The 25,693-nt window shown below is 62.0% G+C and carries 27 protein-coding genes; 6 read left to right on the top strand and 21 right to left on the bottom strand.

Annotated features, from left to right (window positions below; genetic code table 11):
* Positions 1–26: 26 nt before the first annotated feature.
* Positions 27–1,040, top strand: a complete 1,014-nt coding sequence (locus ACZ6WW_RS06035; protein WP_465273379.1) for an alpha/beta fold hydrolase — start codon at positions 27–29, stop codon at positions 1,038–1,040.
* Positions 1,041–1,200: 160 nt separating this feature from the next.
* Here the strand turns inward: ACZ6WW_RS06035 and ACZ6WW_RS06030 are convergent, their stop codons facing one another.
* The 8 genes from ACZ6WW_RS06030 to mdcA are packed head-to-tail and all read right to left on the bottom strand — an operon-like array spanning position 1,201 to position 8,231.
* Positions 1,201–2,127: an acyltransferase domain-containing protein gene (locus ACZ6WW_RS06030; RefSeq protein ID WP_465273378.1), complete on the bottom strand. Its 927-nt coding sequence runs from the start codon at positions 2,125–2,127 to the stop codon at positions 1,201–1,203.
* Positions 2,128–2,142: 15 nt separating this feature from the next.
* Positions 2,143–3,090: an AEC family transporter gene (locus ACZ6WW_RS06025; RefSeq protein ID WP_465273377.1), complete on the bottom strand. Its 948-nt coding sequence runs from the start codon at positions 3,088–3,090 to the stop codon at positions 2,143–2,145.
* Positions 3,087–3,971, bottom strand: a complete 885-nt coding sequence (gene mdcB / locus ACZ6WW_RS06020) for a triphosphoribosyl-dephospho-CoA synthase MdcB (protein WP_465273376.1) — start codon at positions 3,969–3,971, stop codon at positions 3,087–3,089. Before mdcB ends, ACZ6WW_RS06025 begins: the two co-directional genes overlap by 4 nt.
* Positions 3,968–4,633 carry a malonate decarboxylase holo-[acyl-carrier-protein] synthase gene (gene mdcG / locus ACZ6WW_RS06015; protein WP_465273566.1) on the bottom strand — a complete coding sequence of 222 codons (666 nt, stop codon included), beginning with the start codon at positions 4,631–4,633 and terminating at the stop codon, positions 3,968–3,970. The genes mdcB and mdcG overlap by 4 nt, the downstream gene beginning before the upstream one ends.
* Complete coding sequence (mdcE, locus tag ACZ6WW_RS06010; RefSeq protein ID WP_465273375.1) at positions 4,608–5,330, bottom strand: biotin-independent malonate decarboxylase subunit gamma; 723 nt, start codon at positions 5,328–5,330, stop codon at positions 4,608–4,610. Before mdcE ends, mdcG begins: the two co-directional genes overlap by 26 nt.
* Positions 5,317–6,255, bottom strand: coding sequence for a biotin-independent malonate decarboxylase subunit beta (locus ACZ6WW_RS06005; protein WP_465273374.1), 939 nt, complete (start codon positions 6,253–6,255; stop codon positions 5,317–5,319). The genes mdcE and ACZ6WW_RS06005 overlap by 14 nt, the downstream gene beginning before the upstream one ends.
* The gene (mdcC, locus tag ACZ6WW_RS06000) at positions 6,252–6,569 is read right to left on the bottom strand and encodes a malonate decarboxylase acyl carrier protein (protein ID WP_465273373.1); all 318 of its coding nucleotides are present in this window, start codon (positions 6,567–6,569) and stop codon (positions 6,252–6,254) included. The genes ACZ6WW_RS06005 and mdcC overlap by 4 nt, the downstream gene beginning before the upstream one ends.
* Positions 6,570–6,581: 12 nt before the next feature.
* Entirely contained in the window at positions 6,582–8,231 is a 1,650-nt protein-coding gene (gene mdcA / locus ACZ6WW_RS05995) for a malonate decarboxylase subunit alpha (RefSeq protein WP_465273372.1), read from the bottom strand.
* Positions 8,232–8,323: 92 nt separating this feature from the next.
* On the opposite strand from mdcA, the gene ACZ6WW_RS05990 reads away from it, so the two are divergent.
* The gene (locus tag ACZ6WW_RS05990) at positions 8,324–9,172 is read left to right on the top strand and encodes a LysR family transcriptional regulator (RefSeq protein WP_465273371.1); all 849 of its coding nucleotides are present in this window, start codon (positions 8,324–8,326) and stop codon (positions 9,170–9,172) included.
* Positions 9,173–9,282: 110 nt separating this feature from the next.
* Here the strand turns inward: ACZ6WW_RS05990 and ACZ6WW_RS05985 are convergent, their stop codons facing one another.
* Positions 9,283–10,512, bottom strand: coding sequence for an FAD-dependent oxidoreductase (locus ACZ6WW_RS05985; RefSeq protein WP_465273370.1), 1,230 nt, complete (start codon positions 10,510–10,512; stop codon positions 9,283–9,285).
* A gap of 168 nt (positions 10,513–10,680) precedes the next feature.
* Here ACZ6WW_RS05985 and ACZ6WW_RS05980 point away from each other — a divergent pair, with 168 nt between their 5' ends.
* Both ACZ6WW_RS05980 and ACZ6WW_RS05975 read left to right on the top strand, forming a co-directional pair.
* A complete protein-coding gene (locus ACZ6WW_RS05980) occupies positions 10,681–10,833 on the top strand; it encodes a hypothetical protein (protein ID WP_281848530.1) in 153 nt (50 codons plus the stop codon).
* Positions 10,834–10,895: 62 nt separating this feature from the next.
* Positions 10,896–11,537, top strand: coding sequence for an alpha-ketoglutarate-dependent dioxygenase AlkB (locus ACZ6WW_RS05975; protein WP_465273369.1), 642 nt, complete (start codon positions 10,896–10,898; stop codon positions 11,535–11,537).
* A gap of 184 nt (positions 11,538–11,721) precedes the next feature.
* Here the strand turns inward: ACZ6WW_RS05975 and ACZ6WW_RS05970 are convergent, their stop codons facing one another.
* From ACZ6WW_RS05970 to cysG, 3 genes are all read right to left on the bottom strand, one after another.
* A complete protein-coding gene (locus ACZ6WW_RS05970) occupies positions 11,722–11,901 on the bottom strand; it encodes a hypothetical protein (protein ID WP_465273368.1) in 180 nt (59 codons plus the stop codon).
* Positions 11,902–12,036: 135 nt separating this feature from the next.
* Positions 12,037–12,975 carry a cysteine synthase A gene (gene cysK, locus ACZ6WW_RS05965; RefSeq protein WP_465273367.1) on the bottom strand — a complete coding sequence of 313 codons (939 nt, stop codon included), beginning with the start codon at positions 12,973–12,975 and terminating at the stop codon, positions 12,037–12,039.
* A gap of 37 nt (positions 12,976–13,012) precedes the next feature.
* Positions 13,013–14,467: a siroheme synthase CysG gene (gene cysG, locus ACZ6WW_RS05960; RefSeq protein WP_465273366.1), complete on the bottom strand. Its 1,455-nt coding sequence runs from the start codon at positions 14,465–14,467 to the stop codon at positions 13,013–13,015.
* 294 nt (positions 14,468–14,761) lie between these two features.
* On the opposite strand from cysG, the gene ACZ6WW_RS05955 reads away from it, so the two are divergent.
* Complete coding sequence (locus ACZ6WW_RS05955) at positions 14,762–15,763, top strand: LysR substrate-binding domain-containing protein (RefSeq protein ID WP_465273365.1); 1,002 nt, start codon at positions 14,762–14,764, stop codon at positions 15,761–15,763.
* A 7-nt stretch (positions 15,764–15,770) separates the two neighbouring features.
* Here ACZ6WW_RS05955 and cysI read toward each other — a convergent pair whose 3' ends face one another.
* From cysI to ACZ6WW_RS05925, 6 genes are all read right to left on the bottom strand, one after another.
* The gene (gene cysI, locus ACZ6WW_RS05950) at positions 15,771–17,441 is read right to left on the bottom strand and encodes an assimilatory sulfite reductase (NADPH) hemoprotein subunit (RefSeq protein ID WP_465273364.1); all 1,671 of its coding nucleotides are present in this window, start codon (positions 17,439–17,441) and stop codon (positions 15,771–15,773) included.
* A 127-nt stretch (positions 17,442–17,568) separates the two neighbouring features.
* Positions 17,569–19,371 carry an assimilatory sulfite reductase (NADPH) flavoprotein subunit gene (locus ACZ6WW_RS05945; protein WP_465273363.1) on the bottom strand — a complete coding sequence of 601 codons (1,803 nt, stop codon included), beginning with the start codon at positions 19,369–19,371 and terminating at the stop codon, positions 17,569–17,571.
* A gap of 170 nt (positions 19,372–19,541) precedes the next feature.
* Positions 19,542–19,793, bottom strand: coding sequence for a hypothetical protein (locus ACZ6WW_RS05940; protein WP_465273362.1), 252 nt, complete (start codon positions 19,791–19,793; stop codon positions 19,542–19,544).
* A gap of 77 nt (positions 19,794–19,870) precedes the next feature.
* Positions 19,871–20,041 carry a hypothetical protein gene (locus ACZ6WW_RS05935; RefSeq protein WP_465273361.1) on the bottom strand — a complete coding sequence of 57 codons (171 nt, stop codon included), beginning with the start codon at positions 20,039–20,041 and terminating at the stop codon, positions 19,871–19,873.
* A gap of 138 nt (positions 20,042–20,179) precedes the next feature.
* Positions 20,180–21,745, bottom strand: a complete 1,566-nt coding sequence (locus tag ACZ6WW_RS05930) for a PAS domain S-box protein (RefSeq protein ID WP_465273360.1) — start codon at positions 21,743–21,745, stop codon at positions 20,180–20,182.
* Positions 21,745–22,122 (bottom strand): response regulator, encoded by a 378-nt coding sequence (locus ACZ6WW_RS05925; RefSeq protein WP_465273359.1) that lies wholly within the window; start codon positions 22,120–22,122, stop codon positions 21,745–21,747. Before ACZ6WW_RS05925 ends, ACZ6WW_RS05930 begins: the two co-directional genes overlap by 1 nt.
* Positions 22,123–22,281: 159 nt before the next feature.
* Here ACZ6WW_RS05925 and ACZ6WW_RS05920 point away from each other — a divergent pair, with 159 nt between their 5' ends.
* Positions 22,282–22,677, top strand: a complete 396-nt coding sequence (locus ACZ6WW_RS05920; protein WP_465273358.1) for a response regulator — start codon at positions 22,282–22,284, stop codon at positions 22,675–22,677.
* Here the strand turns inward: ACZ6WW_RS05920 and ACZ6WW_RS05915 are convergent.
* The 3 genes from ACZ6WW_RS05915 to ACZ6WW_RS05905 form a co-directional block, all read right to left on the bottom strand.
* Positions 22,674–23,549: a fumarylacetoacetate hydrolase family protein gene (locus ACZ6WW_RS05915; RefSeq protein WP_465273357.1), complete on the bottom strand. Its 876-nt coding sequence runs from the start codon at positions 23,547–23,549 to the stop codon at positions 22,674–22,676. The two genes, ACZ6WW_RS05920 and ACZ6WW_RS05915, sit on opposite strands and share 4 nt — an antisense overlap.
* Before the next feature lie 110 nt (positions 23,550–23,659).
* The gene (locus ACZ6WW_RS05910; protein ID WP_465273356.1) at positions 23,660–24,415 is read right to left on the bottom strand and encodes a hypothetical protein; all 756 of its coding nucleotides are present in this window, start codon (positions 24,413–24,415) and stop codon (positions 23,660–23,662) included.
* Between the two features lie 6 nt (positions 24,416–24,421).
* Positions 24,422–25,690: a GTP-binding protein gene (locus ACZ6WW_RS05905; RefSeq protein WP_465273355.1), complete on the bottom strand. Its 1,269-nt coding sequence runs from the start codon at positions 25,688–25,690 to the stop codon at positions 24,422–24,424.
* Between the last annotated feature and the right edge of the window lie 3 nt (positions 25,691–25,693).

Raw genomic sequence — 25,693 nt, 5'->3', positions numbered from 1 at the left:
ATATGACAAAGCACAGGAGATAAGTCATGCAATCGAATGATATTCATAATGAAATTGTCGACAAAACGCGCCGCAAAGCGATCCTCGCCACGGCGATAGGAACCGCTGCGCTGGCCACCAGCTCGATGGCCGCCCCAAGGAAACTCGCATCTGGCGCGCCTGCCTCGGCCAGCCGCCAGCCGGTGTTCTTTCGCACCCAAAAGGTCGGCGATGTCGAAGTGTTCTATCGCGAGGCCGGCCCGGCTGATGCACCCGTGATCCTGCTGTTGCATGGGTTCCCCACCTCCAGCCATATGTTTCGCGATCTGATCCCGCAGCTGTCGCAGAACTATCGCGTGATCGCTCCCGACCTGCCCGGCTTCGGCCAGACCAAGGCGCCGCCGCGCGGAACGTTCAACTACAGCTTCGATGAACTCGCACGCGTCATCGGTCAGTTCGTCGATGCCATCGGCTTGCAACGCTATGCGCTGTATATCTTCGATTACGGCGCACCGACCGGGCTGCGTCTGGCGCTTGCGCATCCCGAGCGTGTCACGGCGATCATCAGCCAGAACGGCAATGCTTATCTGGACGGGTTCAGCGACAACTGGGGTAGCTGGCAGACGTATTGGCGCGAGCCGACGGCAGCTCATCGTGAGGCTTGCCGCGACGCCTTGTCGCCGCAGGTGATTCGCGATCTGCAATACCTGCACGGTGCGCCGGCCGGACGCGTGTCGCCGGATGGCTATACCTTGGATATCGGCTATATGGCGCGCCCTGGTGCGGACGATATCCAGTTGGACCTGATCCTGGATTACCGCAGCAATGTGGCGCGCTATCCGGAGTTCCAGGCGTATTTTCGCAGCCATCGCACGCCGCTGCTGGCGGTATGGGGCAAGAATGATCCGTTCTTTATCCCGCCAGGTGCGGAGGCGTATCGGCGTGATATTCCCGATGCGGAAATTCACTTGCTGGATGCGGGGCATTTTGCGTTGGAGACGCATTCGGTTGAGATTGCGGGGTATATGCGGGATTTTTTGGGGCGCAAGTTGAAGGGTTGAAGAGCCCCCCTCACCCCAACCCTCTCCCCGGGCGAAGCCAGGGGAGAGGGAGCCTGACTGAGTAGATCCTCAACATTTCATATTTCCGAAACCTGCTCCCTCTCCCCTGGCTCTGCCGGGGGAGAGGGTTGGGGTGAGGGGGCGCTCCTGCCGCTCCCGATCAAACCCGCGACAACCACGTCGTTAAACCAGCCAACGAATGGAATTCATCCAGGCTGCGCGAAGGTATCCCCGGATACGCCCCGGCAGCCATCTCCGCCAACGCACGCCCCGGCCCCAGCTCCAGAAACGCAATCGCACCAGCTTCGACACAAGCCGCCAGACAACCCGCCCAATCGATCGGTTCGGATATCTGCCGCGCAAGTTTCTGCACGCTTTCGTCGACATTCAATACGGACGCAGCATCCAGCCCGCTCAGCAATCGAATACCCGGCTTGGGCGCACGTGCTATCGACGTAGCCGCGAGTGCATCGCGAAACGACACAGACGCCTCAGCCAGCAGATACGTATGCGATGCCACCGCCACGTGCACCGGCACGACCCGCAATGCACCCAACGCCTTGGCCTTTACCGCAACGGCATCCAAAGCAGACTGCAAGCCGCCGATAACCCAGGCGTCGCCAGGATTGGCGATGGCGATCGCCGCATCCTGCCCCTCGCATAGCTGCTCAACGACATCACGCGCCAAACCGCGCACGAACAACATGCCCTGCTGCCCATGATTGGCCGCATTCATTGCATCGGCTCGCGCGCCCACCAGTTCGAGCGTCGTCACGGGTTCAATCAAACCGGCAACACCCCAGGCTGCTACTTCGCCCACGCTGTAACCGGCAACACAGCGACGTTTCGGCAACACATCGGCGAGCAAGGCATCCGCTGCCAACGCCTGCAAACTGCAGAGCAACTGCGCGGTACGGTTTTCGAAAAGCACGTCACTCGCCGCCTCGCGCACCAGACGACGCGGGTCATGTCCGAACAATGCCCCGGCACGTTCGAACAACGACGCGGCAGCCGGTGCATTGCCGGTGAGCTCGAACATGCCAGCGTGCTGTGCGCCCTGGCCGGAACAGAGAATGGCCAGCGTCATGGATCGTGCACTCCGTTATCCGTAAAGCCAGGCAATCGCCACGGCCAGCGTGAACATGCTTGCCAATGTACTGGCAATCACCGCCGAACCGGCATCTTCGGAACTGTGCCCATAGCTGGATCCAAACAGGATGCCAAAGAAACCCGATGGCAGTGCCGCCATCAGCACCGCCACTTGCAGGATCTCCCTGGGCGCCGTCAGCAGGCTGGCAATACCGAATGCGATCAGCGGCTGCAGGATATTGGTAGTCACGGCGGCCAGCACCACGTTCCAGCGCAGGCGGAACTGTTGTGCGGAAAGAATCAGACCGGTCACGAACAGTGCCATGCCGCCCGCGGCCTGGCCGATCAAGCGAAACGAGGCTATCGCCACCGCAGGCAACTCAAGCCCGAGCAAAGAACAAAGCGTGCCTGCGATCGGCGCCAGCACAATGGGACGCGTCAAGGCATGCGTGATAGCGTGCCTGATCGGCCCCTGACCATGACCGCCCTGTGTGCCGCTCTTGGCGGCGGACAGTTCCAGCAACGCCAACGTGATCGGCGAAGGCAACAGCGCGCCGGTGGCAATGGCCACCGCTACCGGCACAATCTGGTTTGGTCCCAGCAAGGCCGCTACCACCGGCAAGCCGGCCGCCGCATAGTTGGGCAAGGAGACCGACAGTGTCTGTACCGCCGATTCGGCCAGGGAACGTTTCAACACGCTCCGCTGCAGAAAAAACCATAGCGGATAGACCACCATCATCGCGCCACCAAGAATCACCACGATCGGCCACTGGGCAAGCATGGCCTGGCGCGGCGTGGTCGCGGTTGCCGCGAACAGCGATGCCGGAATCGCATAGCGCATCACGACGGCATTGAGTTGCGCGACGTTCTTGTTGTCGACCACGCGCCACTTGCCGGCCGAATAGCCCAGCAGCAGTACAAAGAATATCGGCACCAGCGCCGCCAAAATAATCGAAATCACCCGTCCCTCCCGAGCGCACTTACGAAAAGACTCATCGCCAGGAGATCCGCTGCCCCGCCCGGACTGAGTCGACGTTCCACAAAGGCGCGATGGATCGCTTCGGCGTCGCGCCGCCACGCCACCTGCCCCACCCCACCCCGTCGTAAAAATGCACGCGTCGCCTGCCGCGCGAAGCGCAGCCCCGCGATCCCGCCGCGATGCAATAAATTGGTGTCTTCCACGACGGCAATCAGCGCGAAGCAGGCTTGTACGCGAGCGGCTTCCGCCTCGCCGCTCGCGATGTCCCGAGCGGCTTCCAGTGCACGCAGGCCGACGTTATAAATGCTTGGAAACCCATCTGCCGCTTCCTGCCGCGCGCCACCTGCGCCATAGCGACGATGCGCGGTTTCACCATGGCTCGTCGTCAAGCGCGGACCACCGAGAATGTCATCGCCCCAGTGCCGCGCGACGATGTCGCCGAGGCTCGATGTGCGATCGCCAGGATGCGCGTTGCGCCACCCGGCAGCGGCGCTCAGCAGGCCCAGTCCGAAGATCGCGCCGCGATGGGTATTGATACCGCCCGTGGCCTGAAGCATGGCGCGCTCAGCGCGCAGGCCGATCTTTCGTAACGTGCTCATCGCCGCGCCTTGGGCGCCGGCTTCGGCAAGCTCAGCAAAGAAAGGACGTAACGCCTCGGCGCTACGGGAAAACGTGATCGCGTCCATGTCGGTATGGCTACCGTTGTCGACATGGCTGACCAGACCCGGCTTGGGCCACGTCTGCACCTCCAGTCGCAGGCATTGCTCGGCGAGCTGGCCGATGTACTTGGCATATGACTCGACCGTCGCGACGCTCGCCGTTCCGGACACGTTTGACACGGAAGCGGCGAGAGCTTCGTTCATGCGACAAACGCCTCATACGAACATAGCTGCACATCGACAGGCGTTTTCAGTGCGAGCTCTTTCGACCCGGCATATAGCTCGCGCCAATTGACGCCCGATCCATCGGCGCGAATCAGTTCGCCATCCAGTCGCATGGGCGCCAGGGTTTCGATCTCGGCCAGTTCGGCAAGCAACGGGGCGATATGTCCAGGCGGCGGCAAGGTCCAGATGACATCGAGATCGGAACTTGGCGAGAGGTATGCCAGCCCGGTCAGCCATTGCCAGGCAAGACTTCCGAAAACCCGTGCCTCGATAGCATGCCGCGCGGCGAGCGTCGTCAAGCGATCCATGCTGCTTGCCCACGCTGCCGGCGCACTATGGATCGTCTCCTGCAGATACGGCAGGGACGACACGGCATCGATATCCTCATGCTGTACGTTCACCGCGATGCGGCGCTTGCCTGCCGCTGGCGGCAACGGCAACCCCAACGCATATCCTCCCGCCTCGCCAGGTAGCGGGCGCCGCGCAATCAAGGGCCAGCCGCAGTCTGCCCACCCCTGCAGCAAGGCCTCGTCGGCCAAGTCGCTACGCGCATGCAGCAGCTCGCTCCAGCTGGCTGGCTTGAGCCGAACCAGCTGATGCCGCTGAAGCGGCGCGTCAGGCCGAAGCGCGTGCCAATGCATAGACACGCTCGGCAATATCCGCGGCTTTCGGCCGACCCTGGCGTTCTTTACCGAGCCGATCGCGTGTGTCGCGCGTATCGGAAAGCCCGGCGAGCAAGCCCGACAACTGTTCGGCCAGCGATCCGTTGGGGTCGAGTGTCTTGGCAACAGCACCGGTCTGCGTGAGGTTGGCCAGGCCCGGTGCAAATACCGGCGTGGTCTTGGACTTCTCCTGCAACACATCGAGCGACAGTTTGGTGACCCGCGACATGGACGGAAGATCCATGACTGCGGGCTCGGCTCCCGGCAGGGCCAGCAGGGCGCGCGTGGCAAGGGCGGTGGCGATAAATGCGCCTGCCGCCGTGTAGCCATACAGCAGGCCGATCGTGGGGTGACCCAGCGTATCGGCAAGAATCAGGCTTTTGGCCAGATGCGCGAGAAACTCGTTGAGTCCAAGCAGCTCGTCGCGCTTGCTCATACGCTGACTGTCGCTGTCGATCAGCACCAGGATCGGATCGTCTCCGCCGCGCTCAATGACCTCAAGCACGTACTGCGACAAGCGGGCCGCCTCATCGACCCCGAGCGCGGTGCGATCGACCACACCGATCACTTCGATCTTGCGACCACCGGAGTTTCCATGGCCGAGCATCAACCCACCCTCACGCGTCACCGCATGGCCTTCGGGAAATAGGGAAGCGAGAATCTTATCGGGCGTCATGATGCGGCTCCTTCAACGAGGCGACGAGTTCGACAAAGTCGCCATAAGCCATGCCAGGAACCTGTGCCGGCTCGGCGATACCCAGGGTCCGCCATAGATCGACCGCGTCCTCGCTGCTACCGAAACGTTGCAGCCGTTGCTCAAGACGCTGTTGTTCGGCTACCAGGGTTGCCAGCTGCATTGCCGGCACGTGGGTCAGCAACGCGGAAGCTGCCGCACGAAAACCCGCCATGCTGTCGTCGACAAAACGATCGGCCCCGCCGATCAGGTGACGGTGCTTGCCGCCCATCGTGCGCCATACCAGGGCACGGTCCTTGGAGTCGAACTCCTCGACACCACGGTTGGTTTCGATCACTTCCGGCCCGGAGACACTGATGCGTCCCTGCTCCGACACGGCCAGCGCTGAACAGCAAGCAGCGATAAGACCGCCACCGCCATAACAGCCGGCCCGGCCGCCGATCAGGCCAAGGACCGGCACGCCGGCCAGACGCGCTTCGATCAGCGCACGCATGATTTCGGCAATCGCCAGTTCGCCGGCATTGGCTTCCTGCAAGCGCACGCCGCCGGTATCGAACAACACCAGTACAGGTACCGAACCGATGTCCCGCGCGGCTCGCAGCAGGCCGGTCAACTTGGCGCCATGCACCTCGCCGAACGAGCCGCCCATGAAGCGCCCCTCCTGCGCCGCGACAAATACCGTCTTTCCGCCTAGGCGACCACGCCCCACGATCATGCCGTCATCGAATTGCCGCGGCAGATCGAACAGCGGCAAATGCGGGCTGGTTTCGCGCGCCGCCGGGCCGATGAATTCGTCAAAACTGCCCGCATCGAGCAATCCATCGACGCGCTGGCGTGCGGAGGCTTCGTACCAACTGGGCGACAGCAAGGCGTTATCTGCCTGCACATCGATCTTGCTCGCACTCATGCCGACTCTCCTTCCAGCGCACGTACCGCCTGCGCCAGTCGCAAGGCCACCATGTCCGGTCGCGCACCACCGTCGTTGACGGAGAGCCGCACGCCGCCGCTGGCGCGTCGCTCGACGAAGTCGGCAACCACAGCCTGCCATACCTCGCCGAAACCTTCGGCCGCGGTGTTGATATCCACTTCGCACTCGTTGTCCGGCAGTACGCGCTCGGCCAGCACCTCGAGATTGCCGGAGGCGACCACGCCCACGATAGCGAGCTTGCTGCTACCGGCAGCGCGGCGTTGGGTGGTGTGACGGTAGTTCAGGTGTTCCATCGTCTCGTCTCCTTACCAATTGCGAAACTTGGACGGCGGTGCGTACAGGCCGCCCGACCAGCGCACCAGGTCTTTGATCGAACGGGCCGCCAGCATGCGGCGGTCGGCGTCGAGCGGATCAATCCCAAGATCTTCCGGGCGTCGAATCACCCCGCGCTCGCGCAAACGCTGCACCATCCCGGCATCGCGTCCACGACCGACATCGGTGTAGCCGGCCACACCACGAATCGCCTGTTCGCGCTCGTCCTTGTCGCGGCATAGCAGCAGGTTGGCGATACCTTCCTCGGTAACGATATGGGTTACGTCATCGCTGTAGACCATCACCGGAGCAAGATCGAGCTTGAGCTTCTCGCCGAGGGCCAGGGCATCCAACTGCTCGACGAACATCGGCACATTCTTGTCGCCGAAGGTCTCGCCGATCTGCACGACCAGCTTGCGCCCGCGTCGCATCGCTGCCGGGCTGTCGGGATCGGCCTCCAGTCCAGCCTTCAACCAGGGCTCACTGGGATGGCGACGACCACGTGCATCGCTGCCCATGTTCGGCGCCCCACCGAAGCCGGCGACGCGGTCGGTCGTCACCGTCGACGAGTTCCCCTGCAGATCGATCTGCAAGGTCGAGCCGATAAACATGTCGCAGGCATACAGGCCCGCGACCTGGCTAAATGCGCGGTTCGAGCGCAGCGAGCCATCGGCACCCGTAAAGTAGATGTCCGAGCGTGCACGAATGTATTCGTCCATGCCGACTTCGGAACCGAAACTGTGAATCTGCTTGACCCAGCCCGACTCGATCGCCGGGATCAGGGTTGGATGCGGATTGAGCGCCCAATGGCTGGCGACCTTGCCTTTCAGGCCAAGCTTTTCACCATACGTGGGCAACAGCAACTCGATCGCCGCGGTGTTGAAGCCGATGCCGTGATTGAGCCGCGTCACGCCATACGGCGCATAGATGCCCTTGATCGCAAGCATCGCGGTAAGGATCTGCGTTTCGGTGATCGCCGCCGGATCGCGCGTAAACAAGGGCTCGACATAGAACGGCTTGCCGGCCTCGACGACAAAATGCACGCGGTCGCCAGGAATGTCGACGCGCGGCACCTTGTCGACGATCTCGTTGACCTGCGCGATCACGATGCCGTCCTTGAACGCGGTGGCTTCGACCACGGTCGGCGTGTCTTCGGTGTTCGGACCGGTATAGAGATTGCCGTCGCGATCGGCACTGACCGCCGCGATCAAGGCGACCTGTGGGGTCAGGTCGATAAAGTAGCGCGCAAACAACTCCAGGTAGGTGTGCACCGCGCCCAGCTCGATCTTGCCGGCGAACAACAATTTGGCGATGCGCTGCGACTGCGGTCCGGAATAGGAATAATCCAACCGGCTGGCCACACCGCTTTCGAACACGTCGAGGTGTTCGGGCAACACGATGCCCGACTGCACCATATGCAGGTGATGAACCTTGGCCTTGTCCACGGCAGCCAGTGCTGCGGCCAGCACGTCAGCCTGCTTCTGGTTGTCGCCCTCCAGGCAGACCCGGTCGCCGGGTTGCAGTACAGCCTCCAGCAAGGCAGTCGCATCACGCGCGTCCACCCGCTTGCCCTGGGCATAACGGGCTCCGGCCTGCCATCTGGCATCCCGTGCCCGTCTCGCCGTATCCCAAGCCGTCATCACAGATTCTCCGTCTCGTCAGTACCGGCGTCATGGTAGACCTGACGCCGGACGGTATTTATGAAATTATCGACAGCCATTCAGAGGCAAATCCGATGCGTTCACTGCCGCCCGAACTTCTGCGAAGTTTTGTTGCTGTCGCACAAAATGGCAGTTTCACCACCGCGTCCGAACGCGTGAATCTTTCGCAGTCCACCGTCAGCCAACATATTCGCCGGCTGGAGGATGTTCTGGGCCAGCCGTTGTTCGAGCGCGATACGCGCAATGTGCGCCTGTCAGCACATGGCGAAGCCCTTTATCGCTATGCCGAGCGCATCCTGAATTTGATGGACGAAGCAGTCACCTCACTTTGCGGCCCGGTGCTCGACGGCGTGGTGCGACTGGGACTTTCGGAGGATTTTGCGTCCAGCGGTCTGACCGTTGCACTGGCGGATTTTGTGCAACGCAACCCTGGTGTCGAACTGGCGATTACCACCGGCATGAGCGGCGATCTGTTCCGCGAACTCGACGAAGGTCGATACGACCTGGTGTTCGCCAAGCGCCTGAGCGGCAGCCAGCGCGGCCGCATGATCCGCAGCGAGCCGCTCTATTGGTGCGCCGGGCCGCGTTCGCCATTGACCGGAGAAGAAACGGTGCTGCCGTTGGCGCTGCATCCGGAGCCCAGTGTCACGCGTACGCGGATTTTCGAAACGCTCAAGACGGCCAACCGGCCGTATCGGGTCGCTATTGTCAGCAGCAGTATCGTGGTGCTCAAGGCAGCCGTGATGGCCGGGCTTGGTGTGAGCGCGTTTGGAGCTTATGTGATTCCCGAAGGTCTGGTGCGCCTGGAAGGCGTGCTGCCGGAACTGGGGGAACTCGACTATGTCATCGATCGTCCAGCGAGCGTGTCGAAGGCTACGCTTGCGTTGGAAGCTGTGCTGATGTCGGCAGCCAGGGATATGTGATTGTTGCTGCTCCCGAGAGCCCCCCTCACCCCAACCCTCTCCCCTGGCTTGCCGGGGGAGAGGGTTGGGGTGAGGGGGCCCTTGGAGGCGATGCGAAGCGAGCCAACCGCTCACTTCTCGCCGTTGGCCGGCCACAACACATGCTCGGGACGTACACCCATGCCCACCGCACGCGCCGCCATACCTCGCAACCAACGGTGACGGCTTAGCAGGCGCAGCGGCAGCGGCGGTTCCAGTTCGGCATTACTGCCGCTCAGCACCGGGTCGAGAATACGATTTTGCACGGCCACCTGAAACGCCTGCGTCGTGCGCGTCGGAAACAATCGACGGTGCTGTACCTTGAGCAGGTCGTCATCGGTCAGATGCCCCTGTCGTAACGCTTCGCCGAGCAAATTCGCCGTGGCCACTGCGTCCTGAACAGCCAGGTTGACACCCACGCCGCCCACCGGCGACATCGCATGGGCGGCGTCGCCGATGCAGAGGAACCCGGGCATGCTCCACTGCTCCAATCGGTTCACCTTGACCTCGAGCAGTTTGACGTCGTCCCAGCTTTCGATCTCATGCATATGCGGCGCAAGTTCCTCGGCAATCGAGCCGACATCGGCGCGAAACGCCTCCAGGCCACGCTGCCGGGTCTGCTCGGCACCGCCTTTGGGAATCACATACGCGCATTGCCAATAATCACCGCGGTCCAGCGTGATCATGATCTTGCCTTCGCCGACATGGGTGAAGGTCTGGTCGAATCGACTGCTATCGCGCTTGACCCGGAACCAGAGCACGTCGATCGGCGCGCCTCTGTCATGCAACTCCAACCCCGCCAACTCACGCAGCCTCGAATGACGCCCATCGGCCGCCACTGTCAGATCGGCGCGGATTTCCGTCATCCCCTGCTCTGTCTGCGCCCGCACACCGACAACGCGCCCCTGTTCGTGGATCAGCTCCGTCGCCTCCGCCCTCATCAACACTTGAAGCTGCGGAAATCGCCGCCCTTCCGCCGCAAGAAAATTGAGGAAATCCCACTGCGGCATAAAGGCGATATACGGACACCTGACTTTTAGGCCGGTGAAATCCGCGATGTCGATCTTGTTCGTGCCGAACCAGCCCGATATGCGTTCCAGTTTTTGATGCGGCACCTTCAGGAGGCCATCGAGAAGCCCTAGTTCGTGCATGACTTCCAGCGTCGAGGGATGCACTGTATCGCCGCGAAAATCACGCAGGAAATCCTGATGTTTTTCGAGTACGACGGTTTGCACGCCACCCCGGGCGAGCAAGTAGCCCAGCATCATCCCCGCAGGGCCGCCACCGGCGATGCAACACGTGGTTTTGATCGAAGCAGGCATGCTATTCACCCCGACTAGCCAAGAAACAACATCGACGTCACCCTACGATCACAGGCAACCATCGATCAGCGCGGGCTTTGCCGCCTCGTTGACAGTCGCCTCGGGATGATGACGTTATCAGAAACAGAGGCAATGCCTTGTACATAAGGTCTGGCAGGAGGACCGTCCATGAGCAACGAAAAGCCCCGCCAGCCGCCGGGTACGTCGGGCTATCCCGAGCCTCAGCCGACCCCGAAGAAAGGGCAGCGGATGCCTAACGAAAAAACGCCGCACGAACCGCAGAACAACCCCAAAAAGAAGCCTGGCAAACAATCGTCCTGACGGGCTGTGCCCGGGTACATTGAAATCAGCCGTGGCCGCCCAATCTCATTCGCTCAGACCCTGTGAAAGCCGGCACAACGCCGCCCGATGAGATGAATCAGCTATCGCTTTTTGCCTCGCAGGGACAGGGCGAAGTCCTGATCGACGACGCTTCCGGACGAATCGTGCATATCGCCAATGCGATCGACGCGACGACGGCTGCACGCTGGTTTGACGAGCTGCACGCGAACGTCGCCTGGCATGCGGATCGACGCCTCATGTACGACCGCGAGGTGGATGTACCGCGCCTGCTTGCCCATCGCTCGCTCAACGATCCGGAACTGCCGGGTTGCTTGCGCGACGCTCTGGCCCTGGTCGGGCGTTACGAAGATGCGCCTTTCAACAGCATCGGTCTGAATCTCTATCGAGACGGCAACGATAGCGTCGCGCCACACAACGACAAGGTCGCCCAGTTGGTCCCGGACATGCCGATCGTACTGCTGTCGCTTGGGGCTACTCGGCAAATGGTGATACGCGGCAAGCACGCACCGCATCGCCGTATCGTGCTGGATCTACGCGCAGGCGATGTACTGACGATGGATTGGACGTGCCAATTCCACTATGACCATGGCATTCCCAAGACGCGCGAGACGGTGGGGTCGCGCATCAGCGCGGCGTTTCGTGTGCGGCCGTCGGATGGCGCATGGGGTAGCGGGCGCCAGTAACTGGTTTTGAGAACCTCCGTCTTCATCGTCGCCCCGGCGAAGGCCGGGGCCCAGCGTCTTCAGTACCTTGGAGCGCAAGGCACTGGACCCCGGCTTTCGCCGGGGCGACGGATAGGAGGCGATGCTTTTAATCGTCAGCCTATGCATGGCCAAACGGGTAGCTGTCGAGCTGGTAGCGCCATGCTTATCGCTGTGGCTGCTCGCGCTTTTCCACAGGAATGTTCTGGCCTGGAACGCGTTCTGGTGCGTTCTTCGGCTTACCAGGCGCGGCATTGCGCTGCTTCTTACCGTCATCGGCGGCCTGCTCCGCCGCTCGACGCTTGGCATCGGCGTCCGTGTTATGGGCGCGTATAGGGTTCGTCATGACTTGTCTCCGTGGCCGACATCGATGCTGTCGAATCGAGTGTTGGCTATCACCAGTCGTCATGACGAGAAAGAAGCGTGCACGCTGCCATGGGCAACGCACGACGACGGTTGTCGCCGTCGTGCCGCCGCGGCGTTAAACCTCGTCGCTGCCTTCGTTCACGCCTTCAAACAGGAAGGTCGAGAGATAGCGCTCACCCGTGTCGGGCAACATGGCAAGCAGAACCGAGCCTTCAGGCGCATCCTTGGCCGCCAGCAGGGCCGCAGCCACGGTAGCACCCGATGACAGCCCCACAAAGATGCCCTCCTCCTTGGCCAGACGCTGCGCGGTATCGCGAGCGACGACATCGTCGACCGGCAACACAGCATCGGCAACGCTGCGATTGAGCACGGCGGGCACGAAGTCCGGCGTCCAACCCTGGATCTTGTGCGGCTGCCATTCCTTACCCGTCAGCAACGCAGCACCAGCAGGCTCGCTGGCAATGATGCGCACTTCCGGGCGTGCGACTTTCAACACCTCGCCCACGCCGGTCAACGTGCCGCCGGTACCCCAGCCGGTGACGAAGTAGTCCAGGCGGCGGCCGGCAAAATCGCGAAGAATTTCCGCGGCCGTGGTGCTGCGGTGATACGCCGGATTGGCCGGATTCTCGAACTGACGCGCGAGGAACCAGCCGTGCTCCGCAGCCAGCTCTTCGGCCTTCTTGACCATGCCCGAACCGCGTGCTGCGGCTGGCGTCAGCACCACCTTGCCGCCGTAAGCGCGGATCAGCTTGCGCCGCTCGATCGAAAAAGTTTCGGACATGACAGCCACGAAGGGATAGCCGCGCGCAGCGCATACCGCAGCGAGTGCGACGCCGGTATTGCCCGAGGTAGCCTCGACCACGGTCTGGCCGGGCTTGAGCGCACCGGTTTTTTCCGCATCGAGAATGATAGCCAACGCCAGCCGGTCCTTGACCGATCCGGCCGGGTTGAAGGCCTCGACCTTGACGTAAAGCTGCACATGCTTGGGAGTCAGGCGATGCAACTTGACAATAGGCGTATTACCGATCGTGTCGACAATGCTTTCATAGATCATGAGATGTCTTCTTTTCCGTAAAGAACGCGGGGAGAAATCAGGCTTGAGCGGCCAACGATACTACCGTCGTGTCGTTGCGCCGCGGTGAATCGGCTGTTTCGGCGCCAAGTGGCGCATCGCCAAACCAGGCCAGGCGTTCGGCCAGCGCGGCGACCTCGCCCAGAATCAGCAGCGCGGGGGAACGTACCGCATAGTCGCGGGCGCGCTGATCGAGCTGATCGAGTGTACCGATCACTACACGTTGCGCCTTGCGCGAGCCATTTTCCACTAGCGCAAAAGGCGTATGACCGGCGCGACCATGCTCGATCAGGCGTGTCTGCAGGTTCTTGAGTTCACTTACGCCCATATAGACCGCCAAGGTCTGCCGCTCCTGCGCCAGCGCCCGCCAGTCGAGCGCATCGTTCGACGACTGACTGTGCGCGGTGACCAGGCGCGCAGACGATGCATAGTGGCGGTGGGTCAAGGGAATGCCGGCATACGCTGCACAAGCCAGTGCCGCCGTAATACCCGGAACGACCTGATAGGCGATGCCGTGTTCGCGTAGCACCTCCAACTCCTCACCGCCTCGTCCGAACACGAACGGATCGCCGCCTTTCAATCGCACGACGCGCTTGCCGTCGCGTGCATGGCGCAGCATCAGTGCATGAATGGTGTCCTGGGTCGCGTGATGGTTGCCGGCCTCCTTGCCGACCTCGATCCGCTCGGCATCCCGGCGAGCCAGCGCCAGCACCTCGTCGCTGACCAATCGATCGTGCAGGATGACATCTGCTTCGTTGAGTGCGCGCAGGCCGCGCAGCGTCAACAGGCCCGGATCGCCCGGCCCGGCACCGACCAGGATCACTTCACCTGCCGCGGACGGCGGCTGGCCGCTCAGTGCTTCGTCAATCCACTGCTCGGCCTCATGGGAGCGCCCCGCGCGAAGACGATCCAGCACGGGGCCGCTGAGCACTCGCTCGTAAAATCGCCTGCGCGCCGCTGGATCCCTATACCGCGCACGAATCGCATCGCGCGTACGGCCAAGCAAGGCAGCAAACGGACCCCAGGCATGGTCGAGCCATACCTCCAGCCGCTCGCGCAGCAAGCGCGCCAGCATGGGCGCCTCGCCGCCGCTGGAGATGGCCACCATCACCGGCGAACGGTCGATCACCGCCGGCACATGAAAATGGGACAGCGACGCGTCATCGACCACATTGACGAAGATCCGCCGGGTCTCACCCAGGGCTGCGATGCGGGCGTTGAGCGTCTTGTCCGAGGTGGCGGCGATGACCAGCCACACGTCGTCCATCAAGGTGTCGACAAAGCGACCTCGATTGACGGCGATGCGCCCGGCATCGGCCCATGCCGTCAGTACCGAACTGAGTACCGGTGCCGCAACGCGAACCATCGCTTGCGCCTCCAACAGAGCGGCCACCTTGCGTTCGGCGACCACGCCTCCGCCCACGACCAGGACAGCGCGCCCACGAAGATCCGCGAACAGGGGGTAAAGCTTCATGACGGCGGAGGCATCTCTGGGCCTGGGAACTCCCATGCAAGCTACAAAGCCGGCCCGGTAGATCAAAATGATTTGTCAAGAAAGCCATATAGCTCGGCGTTATGAGATGCCCCAAAAAATTTGACTGAAGCATTAAATGGATGTATAGACGTCTGTTCATGAAAGACGATTCCGCCCTGCCCGCTGGTTCCCGCCCCGGTTTGCGCATGCAAGCCAGGCCGAAAGGCGCGTGGCGATGTATGTGCCCAACCATTGGCCGCACCCACGTCCCGAATCCTTTGCCGCGAGCTTTTCATGACTCTTACTCAACTCCGCTTTCTGGTCGCCATCGCTGATGCCGGCCTGAACATCACGCTAGCCGCCGAACGCGTCCACGCGACCCAGCCGGGGCTCAGCAAACAACTGAAACAACTCGAAGACGAGCTGGGTTTTCAGCTCTTCACCCGCAAGGGCAAGAGCCTGGAAACCATCACGCATGCCGGTGGGCACGTGCTGGAGCGCGCACGTACCATCCTGGCCGAGGCGGCCAATATTCGCTCGATCGCTGCGAACCTTCGCAACGAGGCACGCGGCGATCTGCGTATTGCCACCACGCATACGCAGGCACGCTTTGTCCTGACCGACGCCATCGCCGCGCTCAGCCGCATCTATCCGCAAGTCAGCGTGCATTTGCAGCCCGGTCGCGAAAACGATGCACTGGCGCTGCTCGACGGCGGCCAGGTCGATATGGCCATCGTCAGCACTTCCGGCACCCCGCCGCCGGCCGGTATCGCCCTGCCCGCCTATCGCTGGAACCGAGTGGTGTTGGCACCCGATACGCATGCGCTGGCCAAGCTGTCACGGGAGTTGAGCCTGGACGACCTCGCCGCCCAGCCGCTGATCAGCTACGACTCGTCGCAAAAGCCCGAATCCTCGCTGCGCCGCGCCTTCGACGCCGCCGGCTTGCTACCGCAGATCGCGATTACCGCCGGCGATGCCGATTTGATCAAGACCTATGTCCGTGCGGGCCTTGGCATCGGCATACTCGCCGAAATGGCTTTGCTGCCGCGCGATACCGGCGATTTGCGCGCGCTTCCGGCGGATCATCTGTTTGCCCGCTGCACCACCTGGATCGTGTTGCGGCGAGAAAGCGTGCTGCGCGAATACGTGCTGGAGTTCATCGAGCGCTTCGCGCCGCATCTCGATCGCCGCGACATCACACGCGCGATGGCGGCCGGCACGCATATCGCCGAAGGCGTTGCCGTGCCGCACTGGCGCGAGCGCCAGCTTGCCGATGATGGCGTTGCCGCGGCCTGACATCCGGTCAGGCCACGACGGTGTCGAGCAACACGCCAGTGCGGTGCAGAAAGTCGCCGAAATCCTCATGCGCGCTACGCTCCTTGGCGTAGTTAGCCAGTAAAGGCTCGAGCGCATCGAAAATGGCAGCTTCATCGACATTGACGCGATAGATCCGATTGAGCCGCTGTCCGCGAATATCCGCGCCCAGGCGCAGGTCATAACGCCCCGGCGCGCGACCGATCAGGGCAATCTCACCCAGATAGGGACGCGAACAACCATTGGGACAACCCGACAGGCGCAGATGGATCGGCACATCGCGCAGCGCATAGCGATCGAGTAGCGCGTCCAGGCGCGTGACGAAATCGGGCAGGTATCGCTCGGCCTCGGCCATCGCCAGACCGCAGGTCGGCAAGGCCACACAGGCCAGGGCGTGCAGGCGTACGGCGCTGTGCCGTCGATAGGTATCCAGCCCATGATCGGCGACGATCGCATCGATGCGCTCGCGCTGATCGACGGGAACACCGGCGACGATAAGGTTCTGATTGCAGGTCAGGCGGAAGTCGCCGGTATGCATCTGTGCCAGCTCGCGCAGCCCGCTCAACCAGCGTTGCGTGCCGACATCGGCCAGCCGGCCGGAATCGATATGCAAGGTGAGATGCCAGCGTCCGTCATGCCCCTGCGCCCAACCGAAGCGATCGCCATTGTGGTCGAACCGATAAGCACGCGCCGGTGCCAGGCCGAAGCCAAGACGCGATTCCACTTCGGCCTTGAATGCCGGCAAGCCGTGATGATCGATGGTGTACTTCAGGCGTGCGTGTTTGCGCTCCACACGATCGCCCCAGTCGCGCTGTACCGCGATCACCGCTTCGGCGACCGCAAGCAATTGCTCGGGTACGACAAAACCGATCACATCGCCCAGGCGCGGATAGGTGCTCGGGTCGCCATGCGTCGCCCCCATGCCGCCGCCAATGGCGATATTGAAACCAAGCAACTCGCCGTGCTCGATGATCGCGATGATGCCCAGATCCTGCGAAAACACGTCCACATCGTTGAGCGGCGGAATGGCGATGCCGATCTTGAACTTGCGCGGCAGATACGTCGGACCGTACAGCGGTTCGTGTTCGACCGGCCCTTGCAGCGGCTCGCCATCCAGCCATATCTCATGATAGGCGCGCGTCTTCGGCTCCAGATGCTCGGACAGGCGTGTGGCCCAGCTATAAGCCAACGTATGGGCGGCAGGTTCGATCGGCTGCGCCGTGCTGACAACATTGCGTGCGATATCGCCACATGCTGCGATCGTGGTGGCCATCGCGCGATCGATCGCGGCGATCGTGGACTTGAGGTTGCGCTTTATGATGCCGTGCCACTGAAACGTCTGTCGGCTGGTGATGCGCAGGCTGCCGTTGGCGTAGTCGCGCGCCAACGCATCGAAGGTCAGCCATTGGGCTGGCGTCACCACGCCGCCGGGCAAACGGGCGCGTAGCATGAAACTGTAGGCGGGTTCCAGTTTCTGGCGACGACGCTCCTCGCGAAGATCGCGGTCGTCCTGCTGGTAGCTGCCGTGAAACTTGATCAGCTTGGTGTCGTCGTCGGCGATGGCGCCGGTGACTGGATCGCGCAGACTTTCGGTGATCGTGCCACGCAGATTGCGGCTTTCGCCTTTGACGCGTTCGAAGTCGGAGGGGTAGCTGCTCATATCGGGATATCTCGGAAAGCCGGTTATCGTGGGACGCTGCGGTCGCGACTGAAGTCGCTCCTACAAACTTGGGAAAGCCTCGCTATCTTGTAGGAGCGACTTCAGTCGCGACCGTCCCGTCTTCCCATCAATACACATCACGCGCATAACGCCCCTGCTGCAAGAGTTCGTCGATCCACGCTTGCGCCCGCTCCCGGCTATGACCGCCATGCGCAACGGCAATATCGATCAGCGCGGCATGAACGTCCTTGGCCATCGCCTCGGCATCGCCGCACACGTACAGATGCGCACCCTCGCTCAACCAGGCATAGACGTCCCGCCCTTGCTCGCGCAATCGATGCTGCACGTAAATCTTCTCGGCCTGGTCTCGCGAGAAGGCAAGATCGAGTCTGTGCAGCGTCCCGCGCTTGAGCTCGGCCTGCCACTCGGTTTGATAAAGGAAATCGCGCTGGAAATGCCGGTTGCCGAAGAACAACCAGTTGCGCCCGGTAGAGGCCGTTTCGCGCCGTTCCTGGACGAAGGCACGAAATGGCGCCACGCCGGTGCCGGGCCCGATCATGATGATGTCGCGCTCGCCTGATGCCGGCAGGCGAAAACGTTCGTTGGATTCGATAAAGACCCGCGGCTGCACATCCTCGCCGCCGTCGGCAAGATAGCCCGAAGCCGCACCGCGGTGCTGTGCGCCATGCGCCAGGTAGTCAAGCACGGTGACCGTGAGCTGCGCCTCATCCTCGCCCACGGCCAGCGGACTCGATGCAAGCGAGTAGAGCCGCGGCGATTGTGGTCGCAGGGCGTCGACCAGTTGCTGTGCGCTCCACGACGGGCGATGGCGACGCAGCAGGTCGATCGGGCGATATGCCCTCAACAGTGCGCTCAACGCTGCGCTGTGTTCCGGCTTGAGCACCTGCGCGAGCGTGTCGTCACCCGCGGCGAGCGCCGCCACGAATGGCCGGCTCGGCCGGGTCAATTCGAGCTCGGTCGCCAGCCATTGCGACAGCGGCAGGCTACGGCCCGCCCGGTTGGCTTCGGCATCGCCGTCCAGGCCCAAGGTTTCCAGCCACTGAGTCACCTGGGCCGGCGAATGAACGGGCCAGATACCCAGTGAGTCGCCCGGCAGATACTGCAGACCGGACCCTGCCAGCGAAATCTCGACATGGCGCACCTCGCGCTCGCTGTCGCGCGCCACGATCCGTTGGTTGGCCAATACGTTCGCCGTAAAGGGGTTGTCGCGCGAATGCTGCGTGGGCGCCGCCCGGGGCACTGCCCGTACGGTGGCCGGCGCCTGAGCGGCAGGACCCAGACTCTCCCGTGTCAGCGCGACAACGCTGTCCGACCAGGGGTCGGCGACGGTCTCGATATCCAGATCCGCCTCACCTGCTGCCGCCAGGCGATGCCCGCCCAGTTCGGCCAGTCGCGCATCGAGCTGCCGCCCGATCACGCAGAACTGCGGGTAGCTCGAATCGCCCAGTCCGAGTACGGCAAAGGCGAGCTGCGGCAGCTTCGGGGCGCGCTTGCTGAAAAGAAACTCGAACAAGGCCCGCGCATCATCCGGCGGCTCGCCGTCGCCTTGCGTGCTGATGACGACATAAAGGTGGCGTTCCTGGGCGAGCTCGCGCTGGGGGTAGGCATCGGCGCGAACGAGTCGCGCATGCAGGCCCTCGCCCTCGAACCTGCGCACCAACTGCTCCGCCTGCCTTCGCGCGTTGCCTGTCTGGCTGCCATAAAGCACGGTAATAACAGGTTTGCTCGTCGGCGCGACGACCGCCAGGCTGCGTGCCGTCCCCGGCCGCTGTTCGGCCAGGCTGGCGCTATAGGCAGCGACAGCGTAGAGCTGAGCCGGGCTCAGGCCGATGACGAGCTCATGCAACAGGGCTCGTTTGTCTTCGTCGAGGATCGATGTGGCCGGATCGGGCCAGGGAACCGCATTCACATTGCCACCTTTGGACGTCTTTACGGCTTCACGTCACAAAGTACCGCTGGCATGGGAAACAGGTAAAAGGACATCTGGGCATGAGCTTATGCATGCCCTTCATGTGCCGACATGGGTGGCCGCCGACAGTTAGCCGCAGTGCGTGAACGCACTGCGGCTAAACGGTCTGCTCAGTGTCCGGCCGTACCCGACGAAGCCGGAGCGGCGCCAGCGGCGGTGCTGGCTGCTGCCGGTGCCGGCGTGCTTGCCGGTGCAGCGGGCGTCATGGCGGTGGTCGAAGAGGTCGGGGCAGCCGCCGGCGGTGTCGCTGCCGTGGATGATTGACCGGCTCCCGGTTGCACCTGGTCGCTATCGTGCTTCTGGCAACCACCCAGAGCCAGAGCGACACCTGCGGTCACGATACAAAGGGTAAGACGATTCATGAAGTTCTCCTGTGGTACGTGCGCAACATACGCGGAGGCGCCGCGACTGTCATCGGCCGCGGCGCCGCTAAACGAGATCATTGACCCCGATTCTTCTCACTCTGGTCGCTCGGACGCCCCTGCTGCGGCTGCGGCTGGTTGTCACGCGGGCCAGCGTTCTTGCTGTGCTGTTTATCCTGATTCGGCTGGGCGTTTTTCTGTCGCTGCTGATCGTTCATTCCGCCCGTATTGCGCTTCTGATCGCTCATCTCCAATCCTCCGGCAGGTTGCACGTCATCGCAAAGGAATCTGCGACTGCGTTACACCCTGGCCCCATGCGCTGAAAATCGATGCGCAGTGACCATCAACAAGCTCTTCTACAAAACGCCTTTCTAAAAACGTCAAACTCACGATTCGGTTGGCTTGCAACTCGGCAGGCACAGCTCCACGCGCGTCCCTATCCCCAGCCTGGACCGGAGTCTTACCATACCTTGAGACTGTTTCACAAAGCCGTGGATGATCGAAAGCCCCAGGCCCGTGCCCTGCCCCTGCGGTTTGGTGGTGAAAAACGGATCGAAAGCCCGCGCAGCCATCTCGCGGGACATGCCGATACCGTTGTCCTCGACCACCAGCATGACATAAGCCTGCCCCTTGGCGTCGCTCCTGTCCAGCTCGGTCGATATCCGCAGGGTACCGCCATCGGGCATGGCATCCCGGCCATTGATGGCAAGGTTGAGCAGGGCCGTTTCGAGCTGGTTGCCATCGCACATGACATAAAGCGGCGCGTCCGCCAGCTGGATCGCAATCTGGACACGTTTGCCAACCGTCCGCTCGAGCAGCTCCGTCATCGATTGCACGAGTTGGCCGACATCCACGCAGCTGGGCATCAGCGGCTGCCGACGCGCAAAAGCCAATAGCCGGCGCGTAAGGTGCATTGCGCGCTCCACCGAGCGCATGGCCTTGTCGATCTGCTCGCTGGCAATGTCGATTTGCCCGCGTTGAAGACGCATCTGCGCAATGTCCAGGCCGCTGGTAAGCGCCTGCAGAATATTGTTGAAATCATGCGCGACGCCGCCTGTGAGCTGGCCTAGCGCGTCCAGTTTCTGCGCTTGAAACAGTTGCGCACGTGTTTCCTCCAGCTCCGTTTCGGTGGCACGCTGTTCGCTGATGTCCTGCATGATGCAGGCACAGCCGTGCAACACCCCCACCTCATCGCGCAATGAGCGCAAATGCACGTGGGCCAGGAAGCGCGAACCATCTTTACGCAGGTTCCAATGATCGGCCTCGTAGTTCCCGACGGTCGCGGCAGTGCTCAGTGCTCGGTCGATATCCGTATGGGACAGTTCATCGGGCGGGAAAAGCATCGTCAGCGACGCGCCCATAATATCCTTGGCGTCATAGCCGGTAAGGCGTTTGGCACCCGGGTTCCAGTCGCGGATGCGCCCATCGTTGTCGAGCATGCATAGCGCATGGCCCGGCACGCCCTCGACAAAAAGCCGATAGCGTCGCTCGCTTTCTTCCAATTGGGCTTGCGCTTCCCAGCGTTCGGTGACATCGCGGGTTATCTTGGCAAAACCGATCAGTTCGCCCCCTGAATCGCGAATCGCATCGATCGCCACCAGTGCGCGAAAGCTGCTGCCGTCCCTGCGAACACGCCATGCTTCACCGTTGAATCGCCCAGTCTCTCTGGCTATCAGCAGTGCCTTGGCAGGAGCGCCGTACAACCGGTCTTCCTCGGTATAGAACATCGAAAAATGCCTGCCAAGCACTTCCGAGGCCTCGTAGCCCTTGATCTGACGCGCGCCATTGTTCCAGCTGGTGATGAATCCGTTCGGGTCCAGCATGTAAATCGCATAATCGACCACCGACTGCACCAGCAACTCGTAGCCGGCGCTCGACAAACCACCGCCCGGCTCCGGCTTCAGGTCCGAGCCCGGTAGCAACCTCAACAGGTTGTCGTCGATAGGGGCCATCACAGTCTCTGATGGGTCTGCGTTCGCGCACACGCCTCGTGAACGACGGCCAGTAGCGTCTTGCGGCCGTAAGGCTTGGAAAGAAACCGCATGTCTTCCTTGAGCGGCGTATCAGCCCAACCCAGATCGCCCGATACCACCACCACCGATGCCCAATTCCCCCTGGCCCGCAATTCGTAGGCCAGTTCAATGCCATTCAATCCATCACGCAGGTTCACGTCCGTAAACACCGCGCCGATGTCCGGATGCTCCTCGGCCAGACGCAAAGCTTGAGTCGCATTCTTTGCCTGCAATACGACATATCCAGCGTCCTCAAGCAGCAGGCTTGTGACGTCCATGACATCGATATCGTCTTCGACCAATAAAACGGTTTCCACGTTTACCTCAACGCGTTGATTACATAGGAGTGCAACGCAGGCAGGGTGATGAGCTTGTGATGGCCGAGGCTTCAAAGGCAATGGGCGTTTCACAAAACCATCATGAATATCTCGTCAATGTAGATTAAGTCACCTGACGTTTATCCCGGATACCCGCCCATGAGTTCGATCCTCGTTATCGACGACGAATTGACCATCCTGGACGTCACCACGGCGTTGCTGAGTGCCTACGGCTATCGGCATCATATTGCCCAGACCCCGGCGACGGCGATGCAACTGATTGCCGAAAACGACGATATCGACGTCGTGCTGGCGGACGTCAATCTTGGTAACGGCGTGGATGGCATGCGTGTCGCCGAAGCCATCGCCGCCAAGGGCTGGGGCGGGTCTTTCATCATCGTTTCCGGCGACCCGGAGGCGTTCTCCGGCAGACGCGGCCAATTGGAGCGCGCGCTATTCCTGATGAAACCCTATGGCCGCAAGAGCCTGATCGAGGCACTGGAGTCTGCGCGTGCGATGGTCAGACCGCCAATGATATCGGCGGCCAACACCTAGCCGACCGGATTCTCCAGTATCCCGATACCTTCGATCTCGATCCTCACCACGTCGCCACGATGCAGAAACCGGGGTGGTTTGAAACCCACGCCAACGCCCTCTGGCGTGCCTGTCGCAATAACGTCGCCCGGATATAGCGTGATCCCGGCAGACAGGGTTTCGATAAGTGTCGGAATATCGAAAATCAGATCACGTGTATTCGCACTCTGCCGTAGTTGCCCATTGACGTAGCAACGCAGGTCGAGGCTTTGCCCGTCAATCTCATCGGCCGTAACCAGTGCTGGCCCCATCGGCGCGAACGTGTCGAAAGATTTGCCGAGAAACCACTGCTGGTGGCGCTTCTGCCAGTCACGTGCGGTAACGTCGTTAATGATCGTGTAGCCGAAAACATGCTTCATCGCATCGGCTTTACGGATACCTCGGCCACCCTGGCCGATCACCACCGCCAGCTCGGCTTCGTAGTCCAGCGCGTCGGTGACGCCCTGGGCATCCCAGATGGCCTCGCCATGGGCAATGACGGTTTCGGGTGGCTTGGTGAAAAATATCGGTGCCGTGGGAATGGCATCGCTCGCTTGCTGGCCGGCATCGAAGCCGCTGCGCGTGAACTCTTCGGCGTGGGCGCGATAATTCTTGCCTACGCAGAATATATTTCTCGCCGGACGAGGAATCGGCGCAAGCAGCGCGACCTGCCCGACCGCGATCTCTGCGCCACGTTGCCAATGATCGTGACCTGCCAGATGCGCCTGGATCAGGCCGATCATGCTATGCACGGGCTCGCCGTCGGCCAAACGCAAAGGATGAACGACTTTTCGCTCCGGATCCCATTCGGCAACCCACACCGGCCCTTCATGTTCGCATGTCACCAGTTTCATCGAGTGTCTCCCGGCGTTGTCCGGACAAGGTCGCGCGCTGGTAGAGAAAAATCAATCCTCGGTCGCTTGATCGATTCGGTGAGGCGCAACGGCGGCTTTGTCGCCGTCCTTTATCGGCAAGCAGGTGGAAGAGCCTGCAACGATGTATCGATCAGCCGGGCCAACGCAGACGCATCGGGCGCCGCATGATCAAAAGCCGAACCGCATAGATCGGCAATTACGTGACGGCGCATGGATGCCCGGGCGCCCAAGCATACCCAGGACCGATCGCCACCTAGGGGTAACACCGCATAACCGACCGCAGTACAGGAATCAGCCACACGCTCTGCCAGGCTGCGACCGGCAAATTCATTAGGCGGCGCGGCAAGGCCCGGATCGAAATAACTATCGGGAAAGAATGCCGCGTAACGCGCCGGCTGCAACGTGGCCGCATAGTTTCCTATGGCCAGCGACAACGGCCGATCGCAGTCGGCTGCGGCAACGACCGACCGGATCATGCGGTAGAGCTCATCGCGCAACGATGGATCCTGATGCCAGAGCGGTGCCATGGCATCGAGCACAGGCAAGCGTGCCGCAACCGCCATTCGCCCCATGTCATGCGCGTGCTCGGGATGGCATCTACCGTAGAGACTGCTATTGAACAGGAACAGCAGGTCGTGTTCGAAACCGTCATGCGCTTCGAGTTGCCGAGCGACGGCGCCGCGGTTGTCTGGCGACAACCATGCACCGGCATCGACACGATGCTGTTCGGTCCGAACAACGACAAGCGTCTGATAGACATCCGGCCCCCGCTCTGCCCGCCACCAGGCCATGCCCGCCAGCACGGCCGCCAGGACGAGACAACCGAACAGCCAGTGCTTCCTCATCGTGGGCTACGAAGCACGCCGTGCAGGCAATTCCCAATGCGGAAAGGGATCGAGCAACATCGACCACGCCAACGGCCCGACCATCAGCTCATGATCGCGTAACAGACAGCGGTTGAGCGCCGCCCGGATGTCGCTCTCGGGCAGGTCGATGCCGATCAGCACCAATTCCTGGCGACGATCGCCATAGGTTGGATCCCAGGTGGCACGAAGCGCCTCGCGTTGTTCGGCATCGGCCAGCTCGGCCGGCCCCGGCGGCGGCACGCCGATATCTGCTGTGCTGAACGGCTGTCCGGTGCGGCGGCTTCGATGCCGGCTTGCCCACCAAAGTCCTGCGGGCTTGGTTTCGGTAGCGCCACCGGCAACGATCAGTTCGCCAACCCAATCCATGCGGCTAGCCAACCAGAAAAAGCCCTTGGCGCGAAGCACGCCCGGAATGCCACCCGTGAGCAGGTCCTGCAAGCGTGCCGGATGAAAGGGACGCCGGCTCGTATAGACGAAACTGGTGATGCCGTATGCCTCGGTTTCCGGCAGATGCTGGCCCATCAGCTCCTGTACCCAACCGGGCGCGAGCTTGGCCTGCTCGTGATCGAATGCATGGGTATCGAGCACGCTGTCGAGCGGTACACGGCCATACTCGGCCTCGATCAAACGCGCGTTGCGGTTGAGCGCGCGTAACAAGCGACGAAGCTGAGCCAACTGCGCCTCGCCCAGGGTGTCGCATTTGTTGATCACGATGACATCGGCAAACTCGATCTGGTCGGTCAATAGATGCACCAGCGCACGCTGATCGTCCTCGCCCGCCGTTTCACCGCGTGCCACCAGCATGTCGCTGGAACAGAAATCGTTGACGAAGCTGCGGCCGTCCACCACCGTCACCATGGTGTCCAGCCGTGCCACGTCAGAAAGGCTGAAACCGGCCTCGTCGCGAACATGGAACGTTGCGGCGACCGGCATCGGCTCGGATATGCCGGTCGATTCAATCAACAGATAGTCGAAACTGCCTTCTTCGGCGAGCCGTCGTACCTCTCGCATCAGATCGTCCCGCAAGGTACAGCAGATGCAGCCGTTGCTGAACTCGACCAGGCGCTCGTCGGTGCGCGTCAGCGTAAAGCCGCTCTCGCGTACCAGGTCGGCGTCGATATTGACCTCGCTCATATCGTTGACGATCACCGCGAGGCGACGCCCTTCGCGGTTCAGCAGCAGATGGTTCAAGAGAGTCGTCTTGCCGGCACCTAAAAAGCCGGAAAGTACGGTAACGGGAAGGCGGTCGGACATGAT

This window comes from Dyella sp. NPDC103356 (genome assembly GCF_055584465.1).
This window is presented reverse-complemented; position numbering and strand designations above follow the sequence as displayed.

What these genes read in the sequence shown, in the direction of transcription:
- ACZ6WW_RS06035 (WP_465273379.1), top strand. Translation starts at nt 27, where the DNA reads ATGCAATCGAATGATATTCATAATGAAATTGTCGACAAAACGCGCCGC.
- ACZ6WW_RS06030 (WP_465273378.1), bottom strand. Translation starts at nt 2,127, where the DNA reads ATGACGCTGGCCATTCTCTGTTCCGGCCAGGGCGCACAGCACGCTGGC.
- mdcB (WP_465273376.1), bottom strand. Translation starts at nt 3,971, where the DNA reads ATGAACGAAGCTCTCGCCGCTTCCGTGTCAAACGTGTCCGGAACGGCG.
- mdcG (WP_465273566.1), bottom strand. Translation starts at nt 4,633, where the DNA reads ATGCATTGGCACGCGCTTCGGCCTGACGCGCCGCTTCAGCGGCATCAG.
- mdcE (WP_465273375.1), bottom strand. Translation starts at nt 5,330, where the DNA reads ATGACGCCCGATAAGATTCTCGCTTCCCTATTTCCCGAAGGCCATGCG.
- ACZ6WW_RS06005 (WP_465273374.1), bottom strand. Translation starts at nt 6,255, where the DNA reads ATGAGTGCGAGCAAGATCGATGTGCAGGCAGATAACGCCTTGCTGTCG.
- mdcC (WP_465273373.1), bottom strand. Translation starts at nt 6,569, where the DNA reads ATGGAACACCTGAACTACCGTCACACCACCCAACGCCGCGCTGCCGGT.
- ACZ6WW_RS05990 (WP_465273371.1), top strand. Translation starts at nt 8,324, where the DNA reads ATGCGTTCACTGCCGCCCGAACTTCTGCGAAGTTTTGTTGCTGTCGCA.
- ACZ6WW_RS05985 (WP_465273370.1), bottom strand. Translation starts at nt 10,512, where the DNA reads ATGCCTGCTTCGATCAAAACCACGTGTTGCATCGCCGGTGGCGGCCCT.
- ACZ6WW_RS05980 (WP_281848530.1), top strand. Translation starts at nt 10,681, where the DNA reads ATGAGCAACGAAAAGCCCCGCCAGCCGCCGGGTACGTCGGGCTATCCC.
- ACZ6WW_RS05970 (WP_465273368.1), bottom strand. Translation starts at nt 11,901, where the DNA reads ATGACGAACCCTATACGCGCCCATAACACGGACGCCGATGCCAAGCGT.
- cysK (WP_465273367.1), bottom strand. Translation starts at nt 12,975, where the DNA reads ATGATCTATGAAAGCATTGTCGACACGATCGGTAATACGCCTATTGTC.
- cysG (WP_465273366.1), bottom strand. Translation starts at nt 14,467, where the DNA reads ATGAAGCTTTACCCCCTGTTCGCGGATCTTCGTGGGCGCGCTGTCCTG.
- ACZ6WW_RS05955 (WP_465273365.1), top strand. Translation starts at nt 14,762, where the DNA reads ATGACTCTTACTCAACTCCGCTTTCTGGTCGCCATCGCTGATGCCGGC.
- cysI (WP_465273364.1), bottom strand. Translation starts at nt 17,441, where the DNA reads ATGAGCAGCTACCCCTCCGACTTCGAACGCGTCAAAGGCGAAAGCCGC.
- ACZ6WW_RS05940 (WP_465273362.1), bottom strand. Translation starts at nt 19,793, where the DNA reads ATGAATCGTCTTACCCTTTGTATCGTGACCGCAGGTGTCGCTCTGGCT.
- ACZ6WW_RS05935 (WP_465273361.1), bottom strand. Translation starts at nt 20,041, where the DNA reads ATGAGCGATCAGAAGCGCAATACGGGCGGAATGAACGATCAGCAGCGA.
- ACZ6WW_RS05930 (WP_465273360.1), bottom strand. Translation starts at nt 21,745, where the DNA reads ATGGCCCCTATCGACGACAACCTGTTGAGGTTGCTACCGGGCTCGGAC.
- ACZ6WW_RS05920 (WP_465273358.1), top strand. Translation starts at nt 22,282, where the DNA reads ATGAGTTCGATCCTCGTTATCGACGACGAATTGACCATCCTGGACGTC.
- ACZ6WW_RS05915 (WP_465273357.1), bottom strand. Translation starts at nt 23,549, where the DNA reads ATGAAACTGGTGACATGCGAACATGAAGGGCCGGTGTGGGTTGCCGAA.
- ACZ6WW_RS05910 (WP_465273356.1), bottom strand. Translation starts at nt 24,415, where the DNA reads ATGAGGAAGCACTGGCTGTTCGGTTGTCTCGTCCTGGCGGCCGTGCTG.
- ACZ6WW_RS05905 (WP_465273355.1), bottom strand. Translation starts at nt 25,690, where the DNA reads ATGTCCGACCGCCTTCCCGTTACCGTACTTTCCGGCTTTTTAGGTGCC.